Annotated in this window: 13 protein-coding genes; 9 read left to right on the forward strand and 4 right to left on the reverse strand. The window is 74.2% G+C overall.

The genetic code is table 11. From position 1 onward, the window contains the following. Positions 1–25: 25 nt before the first annotated feature. Positions 26–832, forward strand: a complete 807-nt coding sequence (locus HCC30_RS01160; protein WP_169440043.1) for an IclR family transcriptional regulator — start codon at positions 26–28, stop codon at positions 830–832. Positions 833–860: 28 nt separating this feature from the next. Here HCC30_RS01160 and hutC read toward each other — a convergent pair whose 3' ends face one another. Next, positions 861–1,625, reverse strand: coding sequence for a histidine utilization repressor (gene hutC / locus HCC30_RS01165; protein ID WP_169440044.1), 765 nt, complete (start codon positions 1,623–1,625; stop codon positions 861–863). 336 nt (positions 1,626–1,961) lie between these two features. On the opposite strand from hutC, the gene hutU reads away from it, so the two are divergent. Further along, positions 1,962–3,638 (forward strand): urocanate hydratase, encoded by a 1,677-nt coding sequence (gene hutU, locus HCC30_RS01170; protein ID WP_169440045.1) that lies wholly within the window; start codon positions 1,962–1,964, stop codon positions 3,636–3,638. Further along, the gene (gene hutG / locus HCC30_RS01175) at positions 3,635–4,600 is read left to right on the forward strand and encodes a formimidoylglutamase (RefSeq protein ID WP_346776446.1); all 966 of its coding nucleotides are present in this window, start codon (positions 3,635–3,637) and stop codon (positions 4,598–4,600) included. Before hutU ends, hutG begins: the two co-directional genes overlap by 4 nt. Before the next feature lie 273 nt (positions 4,601–4,873). On the opposite strand, the gene hutH is transcribed toward hutG, so the two are convergent. Continuing rightward, positions 4,874–6,409 carry a histidine ammonia-lyase gene (gene hutH / locus HCC30_RS01180; protein WP_169440046.1) on the reverse strand — a complete coding sequence of 512 codons (1,536 nt, stop codon included), beginning with the start codon at positions 6,407–6,409 and terminating at the stop codon, positions 4,874–4,876. 94 nt (positions 6,410–6,503) lie between these two features. On the opposite strand from hutH, the gene HCC30_RS01185 reads away from it, so the two are divergent. Next, on the forward strand, positions 6,504–7,271 hold the full coding sequence (locus HCC30_RS01185) for an IclR family transcriptional regulator (RefSeq protein ID WP_169440047.1): 768 nt from the start codon (positions 6,504–6,506) through the stop codon (positions 7,269–7,271). Here HCC30_RS01185 and HCC30_RS01190 read toward each other — a convergent pair. Further along, positions 7,258–8,853, reverse strand: coding sequence for an AMP-binding protein (locus HCC30_RS01190; RefSeq protein ID WP_169440048.1), 1,596 nt, complete (start codon positions 8,851–8,853; stop codon positions 7,258–7,260). The two genes, HCC30_RS01185 and HCC30_RS01190, sit on opposite strands and share 14 nt — an antisense overlap. A 310-nt stretch (positions 8,854–9,163) precedes the next feature. On the opposite strand from HCC30_RS01190, the gene rsgA reads away from it, so the two are divergent. The 4 genes from rsgA (at position 9,164) to HCC30_RS01210 (ending at position 13,115) form a co-directional block, all read left to right on the forward strand. Beyond that, entirely contained in the window at positions 9,164–10,300 is a 1,137-nt protein-coding gene (gene rsgA / locus HCC30_RS01195) for a ribosome small subunit-dependent GTPase A (protein WP_206323217.1), read from the forward strand. A gap of 112 nt (positions 10,301–10,412) precedes the next feature. Continuing rightward, a complete protein-coding gene (locus HCC30_RS01200; RefSeq protein ID WP_169440049.1) occupies positions 10,413–10,907 on the forward strand; it encodes an ATP-binding protein in 495 nt (164 codons plus the stop codon). Positions 10,908–11,006: 99 nt separating this feature from the next. Next, on the forward strand, positions 11,007–12,521 hold the full coding sequence (locus HCC30_RS01205) for a DNA-3-methyladenine glycosylase 2 family protein (protein ID WP_169440488.1): 1,515 nt from the start codon (positions 11,007–11,009) through the stop codon (positions 12,519–12,521). Positions 12,522–12,590: 69 nt separating this feature from the next. Then, the gene (locus HCC30_RS01210; protein ID WP_169440050.1) at positions 12,591–13,115 is read left to right on the forward strand and encodes a methylated-DNA--[protein]-cysteine S-methyltransferase; all 525 of its coding nucleotides are present in this window, start codon (positions 12,591–12,593) and stop codon (positions 13,113–13,115) included. A 28-nt stretch (positions 13,116–13,143) separates the two neighbouring features. On the opposite strand, the gene HCC30_RS01215 is transcribed toward HCC30_RS01210, so the two are convergent. Further along, on the reverse strand, positions 13,144–13,626 hold the full coding sequence (locus HCC30_RS01215; RefSeq protein ID WP_169440489.1) for a DUF456 domain-containing protein: 483 nt from the start codon (positions 13,624–13,626) through the stop codon (positions 13,144–13,146). 134 nt (positions 13,627–13,760) lie between these two features. Between HCC30_RS01215 and HCC30_RS01220 the strand changes: the two genes are divergently transcribed. Then, positions 13,761–14,801 (forward strand): protein phosphatase 2C domain-containing protein, encoded by a 1,041-nt coding sequence (locus HCC30_RS01220; RefSeq protein ID WP_169440051.1) that lies wholly within the window; start codon positions 13,761–13,763, stop codon positions 14,799–14,801. Positions 14,802–14,809 lie beyond the last annotated feature (8 nt).

Consider the following 14,809-nt stretch of genomic DNA (forward strand, 5'->3'; position numbering starts at 1 on the left):
TACAGCAGTGTCAAGAGGTGATCCGATGACTGAACACGGCCCGTCATCCAGCGCTTCCCCGGCGGTTGGACGAGCTCTGGACATTCTCCTCTACCTCGCCGGACGCCCTGGCCCGGTCCAGGCTTCGGCGCTCGCCCGGGACCTGGAGATCCCCCGCTCGTCCGCGTACCACATACTCTCCGTGCTGACCGGGAGAGGATTCGTCACGTACCTCCCCGCGGAACAGGCGTACGGCCTCGGCCTGACCTCCTTCGAGGTCGGCTCCGCCTACCTGCGGCACGAGCCGCTGGAGCGGCTCGCCCGGCCGATCCTGCGCCGGCTCGCCGCACGGCTCGGGCAGACGGTACACCTCGGCATCCTCGTCGGGGCAGAGACCGTCTACCTGCTCAAGGAGCGGCCCTCCGCCGGCCGGGCCGGGGACGTCGACATCGCCCTGGTCACCGACATCGGCGTACGGCTCCCCGCGCAGCTCACCGCCAACGGGCGCGCGATCCTCGCGCACGCCTCCGAGGCCCAGCTCCGGGCGCTCTTCCCCCGCCCCGCCGACCTCACCGTGCGTACCGGCCGGGGGCCGCGCAGCCAGTCCGAGCTGCTGGCGGCCCTGGCGCGGGAGCGCGAGCAGGGCTGGTCGGAGGAGGTCGAGCTGGTGACGGAGGGCTTCCGCTCGATGGGAGTGGCGGCCTTCGACCACAACGAGCGGCCGGTCGCGGCGATCAGCAGCACCTGGCAGCGGCACCACTGCCGGCACGACGCCGACCACGTGCGGGAGGTCCTCCAGCGCGGAGCCGACCGGCTCACCGCCGCCGTCTCCGGACGGGCACCCTCCCGCTGACCGCCGACGGGCCGGCCCGTCGCGGACGTCAGTGGGTGTCGAAGGCGCCCTCGAGGCGGTAGCGGGAGCCCGGGTGCAACAGGCGGGCGATGCTGACCAGTTGGTCGCGGGACCAGGTGCGGCGCTGGATCAGCAGGCAGGGCTCGGCGCTCGGGACGCCGAGGATTCCGCTCTCCTCCGGCGAGGCCAGGACGGCCTCCACGATGTGCTCGCCCCTGCCGAGCGGCGCCACCTTCGACAGGAAGGTGAACGGTGTCCGGAGCGTGAAGTCCTGCTCCAGGTAGCCGGGGGCGAAGTCCGGGTTGACGTACCGGTCCTCCAGCTGGATGGCCAGGTCGTCCTCGTAGTGCACCACTCGGGAGTGGAACACCCTGCCGTCCTCGCCCAGGCCGAGCTGCGCGCCGAGCTGGGGCTCCGCGTGCTCCTCCCGGAGCGCGAGCACCCTCGCGCCGTAGCGGTGGCCGCGGCGGACGATCTCGTCCGCGATGTTGTGCACGGCGACCAGCGCGGAACTGCCCTTGTCGGGGGCGACGAAGCTGCCCACGCCCATGACCCTGCGGATGACGCCCTCGGCGGCCAGCTCACGCAGCGCGCGGTTCACCGTCATCCGGGAGAGGCCCAGTGCCGCGACGAACTGGCTCTCCGAGGGCAGCGCTTCGTCCTGCTGCCAGCGTCCGTTCGCGATCTCCTCGGAGACCAGGTCCTTCACCCGCTGGTAGGCCGGAGTGGACCCCGACGCGTGGCGCGCGTAGAGCTCGGCGAGACCTGCCGCCTCCACGACCACGGTGCTCATCCTCTCGTCCCTCTCCGACGGCCTGCGTACGGGCGCGTGGCCACCGGACCGCCCCGCCCCCCGGGGTTGCGCTCCCGCCCGGTAGCGGGGTCGCCCGGGGAAGTCTAGAGGAGCCGCCCGGATCCGCACTGTTCGTGCCGGTGGTCACCGTCCGGATCAGGACGTCGGCGCCGTCCCGCGCGGCCGGCGGCGCACGGTTTCCGTCCGGTCCGGTGGGCCGGTTCCGCGAGGGGGTTTCTCGGATCCGAGAAACCCCGCACCGGCCACTGGCTACGGGCCCGCCGGTCCCGTGTCATGGCCGGGTACCCAGCACGACGCGTCTCACCAGGAGTGCACATGACCAGCGTTCCCCCGCAGACCCCCGGCGTCCGCGCGCCCCGCGGCACGGCACTGAACTGCTCCGGCTGGCAGCAGGAGGGTGCCCTCCGGATGCTCATGAACAACCTCGACCCCGAGGTCGCCGAGCACCCCGAGGAACTGGTCGTCTACGGAGGCACCGGCAAGGCCGCGCGCAACCAGGCCGCCTACGAGGCCATCGTGCGCACCCTGAAGACGCTCGGCGACGACGAGACGCTGCTCGTGCAGTCCGGCAAGCCGGTCGGCGTGATGCGGACGAACGAGTGGGCGCCCCGCGTCCTGCTCGCCAACTCCAACCTGGTCGGCGACTGGGCGAACTGGGAGCAGTTCCGCTCGCTGGAGGCGCAGGGCCTGACCATGTACGGCCAGATGACGGCCGGTTCGTGGATCTACATCGGCAGCCAGGGCATCCTCCAGGGCACCTACGAGACCTTCGGCGCGGTCGCCCGCAAGAAGTTCGACGGCACACTGGCCGGAACCATCACGCTCACCGCCGGACTCGGCGGCATGGGCGGCGCCCAGCCGCTCGCCGTGACCATGAACGACGGTGTGGCCCTCTGCGTCGACGTCGACCCGAGCCGCATCGAGCGCCGGATCGGCACCCGCTACCTGGACGTCAAGGCCGACAGCCTCGACCACGCGCTCGAACTGGCCGTCCAGGCCCGCGACGAGCGCCGCGGTCTGTCGATCGGCGTCGTGGGCAACGCGGCGGAGATCTTCCCCGAGCTGCTGGAGCGGGACGCGCCGATCGACATCGTGACCGACCAGACCTCGGCCCACGATCCGCTGGCGTACCTGCCGGTCGGTGTCTCGGTCGAGGACTGGCACAAGGAGCGCGAGGCGGACCCGGCCGGCTTCACCGAGCGCTCGCGCCAGGCGATGCGCCGGCACGTCGAGGCCATGGTCGGCTTCCTGGACAAGGGCGCCGAGGTCTTCGACTACGGCAACTCCATCCGTGACGAGGCCCGCAAGGCCGGCTACGACCGGGCGTTCGACTTCCCCGGCTTCGTCCCCGCGCACATCCGCCCGCTCTTCGAGGAGGGCCTCGGCCCGTTCCGCTGGGCCGCGCTCTCCGGCGACCCGAAGGACATCGAGGCCACCGACAAGGCGATCAAGGAGCTGTTCCCCGAGAACAAGCACCTGCACCGCTGGCTCGACATGGCCGGTGAGCGGGTGGCGTTCGAGGGCCTGCCCGCCCGGATCTGCTGGCTCGGTTACGGCGAACGCCACCGTGCGGGCCTGAAGTTCAACGAGATGGTGGCCTCCGGCGAGCTGTCCGCCCCCGTGGCGATCGGCCGGGACCACCTGGACTCCGGTTCCGTGGCCTCCCCGTACCGCGAGACGGAGGCCATGCTCGACGGCTCCGACGCGATCGCCGACTGGCCGCTGCTGAACGCGCTGGTCAACACCGCCTCCGGCGCCTCCTGGGTCTCCATCCACCACGGCGGCGGCGTCGGCATGGGCCGTTCCATCCACGCGGGCCAGGTCTGCGTGGCCGACGGCACGGAGCTCGCGGCGCGCAAGCTGGAGCGGGTGCTGACCAACGACCCGGCCATGGGCGTCATCCGGCACGTGGACGCCGGGTACGAGCACGCCGCCGACGTCGCGGACGAGCGCGGTGTGCGCGTCCCCATGTCCGAGGGCGGCGCACAGTGAGTTCCGCGCAGGCGGAGAGCACGTCCGCCGACGTGCTGAGCGAACCGTGGACGGGCCGGGACGACGGTCCCGGCGCGGACAACCTGCGCTGGCACCACGTCGTCACCGTGGACGGCGACCCGACGGCGCCCGCCGACGTGGCCTTCGTCGGCTTCCGCAGTGACGAGGGCGTCCGCCGCAACAAGGGCCGGCAGGGCGCGGCGAACGGGCCGCAGGCGCTCCGTCGCGCCCTCGCGCCCCTCGCCCTCCCCGCGCCGCTGACGGCCGTGGACGCGGGGGACGTGGTCGTCGGTGACGGCGACCTGGAGTCGGGCCAGCACCGGCTCGGGGCCCTGGTGGCACAGCAGTTGGACAGCGGCCGGCCCGTGACGGTGCTCGGCGGCGGCCACGAGGTGGCGTACGGCAGCTACTCCGGGATGGTGCGCTCCGGGCTGCTGCGGGACGGCGCACGGCTCGGAGTCCTCAACCTGGACGCCCACTTCGACCTGCGGGACGACATCCGGCCCAGCTCCGGCACCCCCTTCCTGCAGATGGCGCAGAGCGAGGAGCGCTACGGGCGCGAGCTCAACTACCGCGTGCTGGGCGTCAGTCAGCCGAGCAACACGCAGCGGCTGTTCCATACCGCGGACAAGCTCGGCGTGCGGTACCTGCCCGACATCGAATGCGGCCCGCTGCACCTGGCCGGTGTCACGGCGTTCGTGGACGAGTTCCTCGACAGCTGTGACGTCGTCCATCTCAGCGTGGACCTGGACGTGTTGCCCGCCGGGACCGCACCCGGGGTCAGCGCGCCCGCGGCGCACGGGGTCCAGATGGACGTCGTCGAGTACGTCTGTGCCCGGATCGCGGCCAGCGGGAAGCTGAAGCTGTGCGACATCGCGGAGCTCAACCCGGATCTGGACGTCGACAACAGGACCGCCCGCGCCGGCGCCCGCCTCGTCCACCGGATGGCGACCGGCGGTTGAGCGGTTGAACCGCCGCGCGGCAGCGCGCGGTGAGGGACGGCCCGCCTCAGCGGCCAAGTGGCTCGGCCACTTGGCCGCTGAGTCATGAGCGGGGCCAGCGGTCCGAGCGGTCCGGTGGCCGAGTGGCTCAGCCACTGAGCCGGGAGGCGGGCCGCACCGGCTGAGTGGTCAACCGGCCGATTGGCTCAGCCACTTACGGGCCGGCCGCCCACCGGGCACGCAAAGGACCGGCCGCCCCGGGGCAGCCGGTCCTTTGCGTGTTGCGTCGTGGCGTCAGGCCAGCGGGCCGGTGACCGACTCGGCGGCGGCGACGGCGCGGCCGGAGACGACGTACTGCACGGCCGACTCGATCTCCGGCGCGAGGAAGCGGTCCGTGCCGGGGCCCTCGACGGTCTCCCGCAGCCCGTCGCGCACGGCCGCCGTGGCCGGCGCGGGCGTCAGCGGAGCCCGCAGGTCCAGCGCCCGGGCCGCGGTGTACAGCTCCACCGCGATGACGCGGGAGAGCCCGTCCATCGCGCGGCGCAGCTTGCGGGCCGCGGACCAGCCCATGGAGACGTGGTCCTCCTGCATGGCGCTGGACGGGATGGAGTCCACGGAGGCGGGGGCCGCCAGCCGCTTCAGCTCCGAGACGATCGCGGCCTGCGTGTACTGGGCGATCATGTGCCCGGAGTCGACGCCCGGGTCGTCCGCGAGGAAGGCGTTGAGGCCGTGGTTGCGGGCCGGGTCGAGGAACCGGTCCGTGCGCCGCTCGGAGGCGGAGGCGATGTCCGCGACCGAGATGGCGAGGAAGTCCAGCACGCAGGCGACGGGCGCACCGTGGAAGTTGCCGTTGCTCTCCACCCGGCCGTCGAGCGTGACGACGGGGTTGTCGACGGCGGCGGCGAGCTCGCGCCCGGCGACCGTCTCGGCGTGCGCGAGGGTGTCGCGTACGGCGCCGTGGACCTGCGGCGAGCAGCGCAGCGAGTAGGCGTCCTGGACCCGGGTGCACTCGGGGCCGCGGTGGCTGGCCACGATGTCCGAATCGGTGAGCAGGGTGCGCAGGTTGGCGGCGCTGTCGGCCTGGCCGGGGTGCGGGCGGAGCGCCTGGAGGTCGGCGGCGAAGACGCGGTCCGTGCCGAGCTGGCCCTCGACGCTCATGGCAGCCGCGATATCGGCGGCGCGCAGCAGCCCGCGCAGGTCGTGCGCGGCGAGGACGAGCATGCCGAGCATGCCGTCGGTGCCGTTGATGAGGGCCAGGCCCTCCTTCTCCTCCAGCACGACGGGGGTGATGCCCGCGGCGGCCAGCGCCTCGGACGCGGGCATCTTCTCGCCCTGCGCGTCCCGGACCGTGCCCTCGCCCATGGCGGCCAGCGCACAGTGCGCGAGCGGGGCCAGGTCGCCGGAGCAGCCCAGGGAGCCGTACTCGTGCACCACGGGGGTGATGCCGGCGTTCAGCAGCGCGGCGTAGACCTCGGCCGTCTCGCTGCGGACGCCGGTGCGGCCGGTGGCCAGGGTGGAGAGGCGGAGCAGCATCAGCGCGCGGACGACCTCGCGCTCCACCTCGTCGCCGGAGCCGGCGGCGTGCGAGCGGACGAGGCTGCGCTGGAGCTGTGCGCGGAGTGCGGTGGGAATGTGCCGGGTGGCGAGCGCCCCGAAACCGGTGGAGACGCCGTAGTGGGGCACGGTGTCGTCCGCCAGGCCGCGGATCACCTCGCGGCTGCGGGCGATCTCCTTGAGGGCCTCGGGAGTGAGCGCGACCCGGGCGTCGTGGCGGGCTACGGAAACAACGTCGTCGGCGGATACGGGGCCGACACCAACATCAACAGTCATGTGTCCATGAAGCCTCCTGACCAGGGGATACCGCGAGTACCTTCGCTCAGTACGTGTCTGGGATCCCAGACGAACGCGGGATTACGATCGGGGCATGGCGACCGTTCCCGCAGCAGCACAGGTCCTCGCGGTCCTCCGGCACCTCGCGGCCCAGGCCGAGCCCGTGCCCGCCGCCTCGATCAGCCGCGACGTCGGTCTGCCCCGCTCGACGACGTACCACCTGCTGGACACGCTCGCCCGTGAGGGATTCGTGGTGCACCTGCCCGAGGCCAGGCGCTGGGCGCTCGGGGTGAGCGCCTTCGAGCTCGCCTCCGGCTATGCCCGGCAGGCGCCGCTCCAGCGCCTGTCCCGCGTCCCGCTGGCCACGCTGGTGGACCGTACGGGCTACAACGCCAATCTGGCCGTGCCGCACGGACGGGAGGTCATCTACGTCATCGAGGAGCGGGCTCCGGGCCGGGCGCCGCTGGTCAGCGAGGTGGGGGTGCGGCTTCCGGCGCAGCTGACGGCGAGCGGCCGCGCGGTGCTGGCGCTGCTGCCGCCCGCGCAGGTGCGGGCGCTGTTCCCGGACCGGTCGGCCTTCGTGCTGCGCCACGACGTCGGCCCGTCCTCGCTCACCGCGCTGCGCACGCTCCTGACGGAGGTCAGGCAGCGCGGCTACGCGACGGAGGAGGGTGAGGTCACCCCGGGACTGTCGTCCGTGGCGGCGGCGGTGCTCGACCACCACGGGCATCCGGTGGCCGGAGTGTGCGTCACCTTCCCCGGCGAGGCGGTGGGCGAGGTCGAACGCGCGGAGATCGCGCGGCACGTCACCGAGACGGCGCGGGTGCTGACCCGGCGGGTGGGCGGGTTCACGGGGCCGTGAACATCTCCCGCAGCCGGTACTTGAGCACCTTGCGCAGGGTCTCGTTGCGCGGGAGGGCGTCGAGGAGCTCCAGTTGTTCGGGCAGCTTGTGCGGGGACAGCCCCAGTCCGCGCAGGTGCGCCGTGACCTCGTCCAGCGTCAACGGCGCGGTGTCCGGCGGCTGTTCGACGACGGCGCAGACGCGTTCGCCGCGCGCCGGGTCGGGGAGCCCCACGACGGCCACGTCCCCGACGCCGGGGTGCCGGTGCAGGAGGTCCTCTATCTCCTTGGCCGAGATGTTCTCCCCCTTGCGGATGATGACGTCCTTCAGCCGCCCGGTGAGGACGAGGTGTCCTTCGTCGGTGAGGTGTCCGAGGTCGCCGGTGCGGAGGAAGCCGTCCGGGTCGAACGCCTCGGCGGTCTGCGCGGGGTCGAGGTAGCCCTGGCAGACGGCCTCGCCGCGGAGCAGTATCTGGCCGTCGGTTCCCGGGGGTTGGGGTGTGCCGTCCTCGCCGGCTATCCGGATCTCCATTCCGGCGGGCGGGCGTCCCTCCGTGGTGGCGAGGTTCCGCTCGGTGTCGTCGGGGGAGTTCATGGTGATCATCGGCACCTCGGTCATGCCGTAGCCGTGGGTGAGCGCGCAGCCGAGTTCGCGGACGACGGCGTGGTACAGCTCGGGCGGCTTGGGCGCCCCGCCGCCCGCGAGCACGCGCAGCGCGGGGAGCAGCGGTTCCCCTGGCGTCTCGCGCTGTGCGGTGAGGAACATCTGGTAGAAGGCGGTCGAGCCGCCCGCGATGGTCACGCCGTGGCACCGGTAGCCGTCCAGCGAACCGGGCAGGGCGAAGCGCTCGAAGAGGACGGCGGGGAAGCCGCGCAGGAGCAGCATGACGAGATAGTCGGGCCCCGCGATGTGCGCGAAGGGGAAGGCCATGGAGCCCACGTCGTCCGCGCCGGGCCGGAGGGCGTCGGCGAGGCAGGCGCCGCCCGCGATCAGGCTCCGGTCGGTGTGCAGCACGCCCTTGGCCGCCGAGGTCGTGCCGGAGGTCCAGTAGATCCAGCGGGGCCGTGTGCCGTCGGCGGGTGGTGGCGGCAGTTGGGCGGGGTCGGCCTCGGGCAGCCGGTCGTACGCCTCGAACACGACGGGCGGGACGGGGAGTTCGGCGGCCAGGCGGGTGGCCATGGCGGTGTGGTCGAATCCGCGCCACCGGCCGGGCACCGCGAAGAACTCGGCCTCCGCCTCGCGCAGTGCGAAGGCGACCTCGCGGTCCCGGTAGAAGGGGATGACCGGGGACTGCACGGCCCCCAGGCGCGCGAGCGCCACGGACAGCAGCACGGTTTCGAGCCGGGTGGGCAGCTGCCAGGCCACCCGGCTCCCGGGCCGGACGCCGGCCTCGTGCAGTCCGGCGGCGACGCGCTCGGCGCGGTCGCGCAGGGCTCGGAAGGTGAGGCTCCGTTCGGGGCCGTCCGCGCCGTCGTCGGCCTGGACGAGCGCGAGGGCGCCGGGCGTCGACTCCGCGCGCCGGGCGACGAGTTCCCACAGCGTCGGCGCGTCCCGGAGCGGGGCGCCGTCTCGTGCTGGTGCGGTCCGTGTGCGGTCTCCCATCACGACTCCTCAGCTCGGCGGGTGCGCGGTGCTGCCGCACGAGGGCCGGGTGAACGTACCACGCAGAACTGACGGAGCGTCAGGTGTCGTACGGGGCCGGTGCGCGGAAAACCGGTGGCGCGGAGGTGCGGAGCCGTCGTACGGTCTGGGCCGTCCCGTCAGTGGCCGAGTGAACGGAGGTGAGGACCGATGACTGCCGTCGCGCTGAGCGCTGCTCGCACCCAGGAGTTCATCCATCCCGCTTCCGTGGTCTCCGGCTGAGCGCTGTCCGCACGCGCCGGAGAGCCACCCCCTGACGAAGGGCTCTCCCTTGCCTTCCCACAGCAACGCACCACTGTCCCCGCACCCGCTCCTCCCGTACGGCTGGGACGAGACGTACGCCGAGCGCTTCCGGCCGCTCGCCGAGCAGGGCTGCCTGCCGGGCCGGATCGTCCGCGTCGACCGCGGGCGGGTCGACGCCGTCGTTCCGGACGGCGACGGCGTCCGCACCGTCCTCGCGGGGACGGCCCAGGTGGCCACCGGCGGCCCCCTGCGGGTCCCGTGCACCGGCGACTGGGCCGCCGTCGATCTCACAGGCGGACGGACGCACGAGGGCCTCGACGGCATCGTCCGCTGCCTGCTGGAGCGGCGGACCGCCTTCGTGCGCTCCACCTCGTCCAAGCGTTCCGAGGCTCAAGTCCTCGCCGCCAACGTCGACTTCGCGCTGATCGCCGTCGCCCTGGGCGGCGAGTTCGACCTCGGCCGCGTCGAACGGTTCCTCTCCCTCGCCTGGTCGAGCGGCGCGCAGCCCGTCGTCGTGCTGACCAAGGCGGACCTCGTGCCGGACCCGGTGACGCTCGCGCAGCTCACCGCGGACGCGGAGGCGTCGGCCCCCGGTGCGCCGGTGGCCGCCGTCAGTGCCGGCACCGGGGCCGGCGTCCCGGAGCTGGCCTCGGTCGTCGCGGGCGGCACCTCGGTGCTGCTCGGGCAGTCGGGCGCCGGGAAGTCCACCCTGGCCAACGCGCTCACCGGCACCGGCAGCCAGTACGTGGCCGCCGTCCGGGACCGCGACGGCAAGGGGCGGCACACCACGACCACCCGTGACCTGCTGCCCCTGCCCACCGGCGGCGTCCTCATCGACACCCCGGGCCTGCGCGGCGTCGGACTGTGGGACGCGGAGGACGGCCTCGGCCGGACGTTCGCCGAGATCGAGGAACTGGCGGAGCGGTGCCGCTTCCACGACTGCGGGCACACCGCCGAACCGGACTGTGCCGTGACGGCCGCCGTCGAGGACGGCACCCTGCCGCACCGCAGGCTGGAGAGCTACCGCAAGCTGCTCCGCGAGAACGCCCGCATCGCCGCCCGCTCCGACGCGCGGCTCCGCGCCGAACGCAAACAGCAGGCCAAACGCCAGCAGGCCCTCGGCCGCCACCTGGCAGAACGCAAACGCGGGCAGTACCGCCGATAGCGGACCCGCCGCCGTGCCGGACGCCCCTCGGGGCCCGGCACGGCGGCCGCGCGGAGGGTCGGTTGCTACCGTCCCGTCCGACCCGGAGCACCTCGGCTCCGGGCTGCACCGCATGCTGCCGCGCGAGCACCGCGGCGACTTCCAGGACTTCCCGGCCTGGCGGCAGGGCGTGTACGAGGCACTCTCCGCGCTCCTCACCGCACGGGAGGAACGCGGCCCCGTGCTCGTCCCGATGACCGTCGTCGACGGACGCTGCTTCGACGAGACCGTCGGCCGGCTCCGCGCCGACGGGCACGACGTGCGGCACTTCACCTTGCTCGCGCACCCGTCCACCGTGCGCGGGCGGCTGCGCGGCAGGCTGGACGGCTGGGCGCTCCCCTGGGGGCGGGGTGAGACATGGGCGGAACAGCAGGTCGACCGCTGCCTGGACGCGCTGCGCGCCCCCGAGTTCGGGGAGCACGTCTGGACGGACCGGGTGGCCGTCCCCGAGGTCGCCGAGGCCGTCGCGGAGTCGGCCGGACTGTCCCTCGCCCCGGCCACCCGCAGCGCCGTGAAGCGGCGCCTGGACCGCGCCCGGGTCTCGCTCGCGCACTTCCGCCTGGACTGAGCCTCCTCCCGGCGCGCACGCCGCGCTCGCCCCCCCCGCACCGTCATGTCCGATTCCCGCGAGTACGGCGGGGTTGGCGGGCGCACACTGGGGAGCGTGATGACGGACGAGAGCAGGTACGAGGCGGTGCGCGGCAGGGACGCGCGCTTCGACGGGGTGTTCTTCCTCGGAGTGCGCACCACCGGCATCTTCTGCCGCCCCAGCTGCCCGGCGGTGACCCCCAAACGGGAGAACGTGCGCTTCTACCCGTCGGCCGCCGCCGCCCAGGGCGCCGGTTTCCGCGCCTGCCGCCGCTGCCGCCCGGACGCCGTCCCCGGCTCGGCCGAGTGGAACGTACGGGCCGACCTCGTGGGCCGGGCGATGCGGATGATCGCGGACGGCGTCGTCGACCGGGACGGCGTCGCCGGGCTCGCCGAACGGCTCGGCTACAGCAGCCGCCAGGTGCAGCGGCAGCTCACCGCGGAACTCGGCGCCGGGCCCGTCGCCCTCGCACGGGCGCAGCGTGCGCACACCGCGCGGATTCTGCTGCAGACGACCGCACTGCCCGTCACGGAGATCGCGTTCGCCTCCGGCTTCGCGTCCGTGCGGCAGTTCAACGACACCGTCCGCGAGATCTACGCCCGCACCCCGAGCGCCCTGCGCACCTCCGCAGCGCACAGCGGCCGCACCCTTCCGGCCACCGGGGACGGCGCGGCCGGCGTCCCGCTGCGCCTCGCCTGCCGCGGCCCGTACGCGGCCGGCCAGGTCTTCGGCTTCCTGGAGCGGCGTGCCGTGCCCGGCGTGGAGGAGGTCACCGGCGCCCCCGGTGCCCGCCTCTACCGCCGCACGCTCCAACTGCCGTACGGCACAGGCGTGGTGGACGTGCACGAACCGCCCGCCGTCCGCGCGGACGCCCCGCACGACGGCTCCCGCACGGCGGGCACCTGGCTGGAGGCCCGGCTGCACCTGACCGACCTGCGCGACCTGACGACCGCCGTCCAGCGGCTCCGGCGCCTGTTCGACCTGGACGCCGACCCGTACGCCGTCGCCACCAGCCTCGGCGGCGACCCGGCGCTCGGGCCGCTCGTGGCGGACCGTCCAGGACTGCGGTCGCCCGGGACGACCGACCCGCACGAACTCGCCGTCCGCGCCGTCCTCGGCCAGCAGGTCAGCGTCGGCGCGGCCCGCACGCTCGCCGGGCGGCTCGTCGCCGCGTACGGCAAGCCGCTGTCCGCGTCGGACGGTGGCCTCACCCACCTGTTCCCCGGCCCGGGGGCGCTCGCGGAGGCCGCGCTGACCGAGCTCGGCATGCCGGAGACCCGCCGCCGCACCCTGCGCACGGTCTCGGCCGCGCTCGCGGACGGCACTCTCGCCCTCGGCCCGGGCGCCGACCGGGACGAGGCCGAACGGCACCTCCTCGCCCTCCCCGGCGTCGGCCCCTGGACGGCCGGCTACATCCGGATGCGGGCCCTGGGCGACCCGGACGTCTTCCTCCCCGGCGACGCGGGCGTACGGCACGGGCTCGCCCGAGCCGGCATCGCGGCGGACCGGTCCGCCGCCTGGCGCCCGTGGCGCTCGTACGCGCTGCACCACCTCTGGCACCGGACCACCCTTCCCGCCGACCGCACCACATGACCACCCACCGGCACGAAACCGGCCCACAGCACGGGGCGCACGACGGCGCCCCACGAGACGGAGCACACGATGACCACCCCGGCAGCAGCGAACCGCACCACCATCTCGCGCCCCGAGCCGCTCGTCTGGGCCGTCCACGACAGCCCGCTGGGCGCGCTCGTCCTCACCGGGGACGGCACCGCGCTGGCCTCGCTCACCGTCCCGGGACAGCGCGAAGGGCAGCCGCCGCTCCCCGAGGCCACGCGCGACGACAGTGCGTACGCGGAGGCACGCTCCCAGCTGGACGCCTACTTCGCGGGTGAACTGACCCGGTTCCGGCTGGAGTTCACCATCCGGGGCACCCCGTTCCGCGAGCGGGTGTGGCAGGCGCTCGACTCCATTCCGTACGGCGCCACGACCACCTACGGTGAACTCGCGGCCGGGATCGGGGCCTCGCGGGCCGCGGTGCGGGCCGTCGGCGGGGCGGTCGGGGCCAACCCGCTGCTGATCGTGCGCCCCTGCCACCGCGTCATCGGCGCGGACGGTTCCCTCACCGGCTACGCGGGCGGGCTCGACAGCAAGCGCCGGCTGCTCACCCTGGAGGGCGTGCTCTGACTCGACGGGGGCGTGCCGGGCAGCGGGTTCAACCCCAGATCAGCAGCCCGGCCCAGGCGCCGGTGACGAGCAGGCATGCGGTCAGGCCGATGAGCAGCTTCCAGCCGATCGCCCGCATGACCGTCCGGACGGAGGCCCGCGCCGCCCGGCGGCTGCCCAGCCGCCGCCGCTCCCACCCGTACAGCCCGCCGAGGAACCCGGGGACGACGCCCACGACGGGGACGAGGAAGAAGCCCGCGATCCCGGTGCCCCCGGCGAACAGCAGCGCCCGGCGGCGGACGTCGGTGCTGTGCCGCACCCGGACGGGAATCAGCATCTGCACCGCCTGGTTCACCAGCAGCAGCGCCGTCGCGCCGACGAGCAGCCACCAGGCGGTCGCGCCCTGTTCTGTCATCGCCCACCAGAAGACGGCCGCCCACACGACGAGGGGGCCGGGAACGCCGGGCAGCACCGCCCCGAACAGCCCCAGCAGCATCACGGCCCCCACCAGGAGCAGCTGCCACGGGCCCATGGCCCCCGATATCCCCATGGCCCAAGCCTGACCGAAACCGTTCCGTGCCGCCCGTCGCCGTAGTCACTGTGTGTGAACGTCTGCGCGGACCGTCCCACCGTTTCCGCCGGTGGGACGGGCGGGACAATGACGTCATGAGTTCACCGGGGGAAGAGCAGACACCGCAGGTCACGGACGAGGACGGCTGGTGGGGCCAGCTGTACGACGGGGCCGGCACGGACACCGGCCGTACCCGACGCGCGGACACCCTGGACGACCGTTTCCGGTCAGCCACATCCGTCACCCGCGGGGCCGCCGTCCCGCAGTCGGTGCCCGAACCGCCGCCCGCCACCGAGCGCGCACAGCTGCCCGAGGCCGACCCGGAGCGCCTCGCTGACCTGGTGCCCGACACCGTGCTGGACGGCGCGACCTACGGCGCCGTCACCCTGCGCGCCGCCTCGGTACGCGGCGAGGAGCACCGGACGGCCGGCCGGCCGCGCGGCGACGCCCTGCTCACCGCCCGGTTCGGCGACCGGCCCGACACCGGGCTGCTGCTCTTCACCGTGGCCACGGGGGACGCGGGGACCCCGTTCGGGCACCGGGCCGCCCGGGAGGTGTGCCGGACGCTCGGCGCCGCGGTCGGACGCAGTCACGCCCGGCTCGCCGAGGACATCCGCGGGGAGCGGCGCGGCGCCCTGCTGTCCGGGCTCCAGCGGCTCACCGACCGGGTGTACGGCAGGCTGCGCGCGCAGGCGGAGGCCTTCGGCGTCGCGCCGGAGCGGTACTCGGCCGGGCTGCGCTGCCTGCTGGTGCCCGCCGACCCGCGCTGCCGCACCCGGATCTGTTTCGGCGTCGGCGAGGGCGGCCTCTTCCGTCTCTGCGACGGCACCTGGGACGACATCGACCCCGCTCGGGCCGGTGACGCACCGTTCCGGTTCCGCGCCGTCGAGGCACTGCCGGGGGACGTCCTGGTGCTCTGCTCGCCCGGCTTCGCGGCCCCGCTGCGCGACGGAATGGAGAGCGGTCCGGCACCGGGCGTCACCGGCGCCGGGTACGGCGGCTTCGCGCGGGAGCGGGCCGAGGAGTGGAGCGAGGCGGCCAGTCCGCCCGGGCTCGCCCCGTTCCTCACGCAGGTCGGGGCGCGGCCGGAACAGTGGCCCGGCGACCGGACGGTGGCGGCCGTCTGGGAGCGCTGACGAGCCCG

It is taken from the genome of Streptomyces sp. HNM0574, from assembly GCF_012726235.1.
Lineage (GTDB): Bacteria > Actinomycetota > Actinomycetes > Streptomycetales > Streptomycetaceae > Streptomyces.